Source organism: Candidatus Streptomyces philanthi, assembly GCF_059553635.1.
Genome location: NZ_JCANQV010000478.1, coordinates 1 through 2,793 on the forward strand (window position 1 = coordinate 1; position 2,793 = coordinate 2,793).

2 protein-coding genes are annotated in these 2,793 nt (G+C 72.9%); one reads left to right on the top strand and one right to left on the bottom strand.

Annotated features, from left to right (window positions below; genetic code table 11):
* Positions 1–215: 215 nt before the first annotated feature.
* Positions 216–1,460 (top strand): hypothetical protein, encoded by a 1,245-nt coding sequence (locus AC51EU_RS29190; protein ID WP_496270102.1) that lies wholly within the window; start codon positions 216–218, stop codon positions 1,458–1,460.
* A 48-nt stretch (positions 1,461–1,508) separates the two neighbouring features.
* Here the strand turns inward: AC51EU_RS29190 and AC51EU_RS29195 are convergent.
* A partial coding sequence (locus tag AC51EU_RS29195) for an ATP-binding protein (RefSeq protein ID WP_496270103.1) occupies positions 1,509–2,793 on the bottom strand: 1,285 nt, incomplete at its 5' end.

Genomic DNA, 2,793 nt, shown 5'->3' on the forward strand with positions numbered 1-2,793 from the left:
CCCCGCACCCCGCCATGGACGATGGGGCAGCCGAACATGCCCGAGGGAGTGCCCTAAAGGACGCTGATACGCGCGGTTCCGGCCAGTTGACTGCTGACGTGAGTATGTGGACTTCGCTGGAACCGGCCGCGACGAGTGTCGAGCCGGGGTCAGGCGCCGGCGTACGGCTGAGAGTACGCAACACGGGGGACACCGTGGAGGAGTACCGCCTTCGGGTGGTGGGCCCCACCGCGGGATGGGCACGGGTGGAGCCGGACGTCCTGCGGCTGTACCCGGGCGCGGAGGGCAGCGCGGACGTACGGTTCGCGCCCCCGCGCACACCGGACGCGGCCGCGGGACCCACGCCCTTCGGAGTGCAGGTGCAGCCCCGGGAGGCACCGCAGGCCGCCGATGTCGTCGAGGGGCAGATCACCGTCGGCCCGTTCACCGAGATCCGTACCGAACTGGTGCCGATGGTGGTACGCGGCCGGTGGCGCGCCAGGGCAGCGGTCGCCGTCGACAACCTCGGCAACCAGGAGGTGACGACCTCCCTGTCCGGCCGGGAGAACGGCGACGCCTTCACCGTCGAGGCCGACCCGAACTCGGTGCAGGTCGCGCCCGGCCGTGCCGGCTTCGCCCGGCTGGACATCAGACCGGGCCGGGTGAGCTGGTTCGGCACCACCCGCAAGCACCCCTTCACCGTCTCCGTCGTCCGCGCGGGCGAGAGCGGGCCGACCGAACTGCGCGGCACCTACCTCCAGCCCTCCGTCCTGCCGCCCTGGGCGCTGGCCCTGCTGTCACTGCTGGTCGCCGGGGTCGTGGCGTTCGTGGCGCTGTGGCTCAACGCCCCGCCGAAGGTGACGTCCCAGGCCAGGGAGAAGGAGGGGACGCACCAGCAGCTCCCGCAGAAGCAGGAGATGAAACCGGCGCCCAGCCCTCCGCCGCCGGCCGCGCCCCCGCCCGCGGAGAAGCCGCAGGACCAGCAGCCGGAGAAGCCCGCCGGCGGGGACGAGAAGAAGAAGGAGGAGGACCCGGGACCCCCGCTGCAGATCCTCCGCAGCGACTGGGACGAGTGGTACCTGGAGGTCAAGAAGGGGGAGCAGAAGGACGGCACCTATGTCGGTGAGAACCCCGACCTGACGGGCGACCAATACGGCCGCAACCAGCTGTGGATCATCCACCGCTACCCGGAGGACAACTCCGTCGCCCTGGAGTCCGCCAGCGCGCCGGGTTCCGTCGTCGAGAAGAAGGACGGGACCAACGTGCTCCACATCCGGCACGTCGATCCCGAGGCGCTGAAGTCCGGGCAGCTGGCCGCGAGCCAGAAGTGGCGGCTGGAGGACACGGACGACGGCCGTGTCCACGTCGTCAACCTGGACAACAATGAATGCCTCAGCGACAGCCACAACGACAAGAGTGCGCTGACCGGGACGTGCGGGCAGTACGGCGGCCAGAAGTGGAAGATCGCCGACGCGCCGTGACCACCCTCCCGGGGCCGGGTGCAACGCCCGGCCCCGGGAGCCCTTTCATCAACTTCCCTGGTCCTTGCGAAAGTTCGACGAAGCGGTTGACGTTCCGGTCGGTCCGTCCCAGCCGCCCGGCACCAGCCGTCCCATCTTCCGGTACTCGCGCCGCGCCCCGGTCCGGACGTCCGCCGCCTCCACGGACCCGCCACGGGCCGCCGCCAGGTACCCGGCGGTCGTCGCCGCCGATCTGATCGCCCCGCCCGCCAGCTCGAACTCCCGCGCACACCGCTCGATCCCGTCCGGGACGTCCGGCGCGCACGGCACCTGCCGCAGGCAGTGCCGCCACAGCGCGGCCCGCTGCTCGGGGCCCGGGAACGGGAAGTCGACCACCACATCCAGCCGCCGGGTGAACGCCTCGTCGACATTGGCCCGCAGATTGGTGGTGAGGACGACGATCCCGCCGAAGGACTCCAGCCGCTGGAGCAGATAGGCGCTTTCGAGGTTGGCGTAGCGGTCGTGGGCGCTCTTGACCTCCGACCGCTTGCCGAACACCGCGTCGGCCTCGTCGAACAGCAGCACCGCGTCCGTACGGTCCGCCTCGGCGAAGATCTGCTCCAGGTTCTTCTCCGTCTCACCGACGTACTTGTCGACGACCGACGACAGGTCGACGACATAGAGGTCCAGGCCGAGCTCCCCGGCCACGACCTCGGCCGCGAGGGTCTTGCCGGTGCCGGACTCCCCGGCGAACAGCGCGCTCACCCCGCGGCCCCGGCCCCCGCCGGTACGCAGCCCCCACGTCCCCAGCACCGTCTCCCGGTGGCGGGCGCGCTGCGCCAGCTCGCGCAGCTGCTCCAGGGGCTCGGGCGGCAGCACCAGGTCCCCGAAGGCGACCTCGGGCCGCACCCGCCGCGCATGCCGGCCCAGCAGCGGCGCGGACCGCTGCCGCGCGCTGTGCTGGAGGTGCGCGGCATTCAACGGCGTCCCCTCGAACGCGGCGAGCGCCCCGGCCGCCCCGGCGGCGCCACGGATCTCCTCCGGCCCCATCCGGTACGGCGCGACGGCCCGCGCCAGCTCCTCGTCCGTCATCTCCGCCCCGTACGGGCCGAGTGCGGCACGCCACCGCTCCGGGCCCGCATCGCCACGGGCCGGGGCGTCCAGCGCCAGCAGTCCCGCCTCCGGCGCCCACCGGGGATCGCAGGGACCGCTCCCGCAGAACACCACGGCCGTGCCGGACCGGGCCAGCGCCCGCACCAGCGCGGCGGGCCGTTCCGGCAACGGGTCCACCACCAGGGCGGCACCCCGCAGCCGGGCCTCGCGCACCAGCGCCGCCGTCACGCTCTCCGGCACC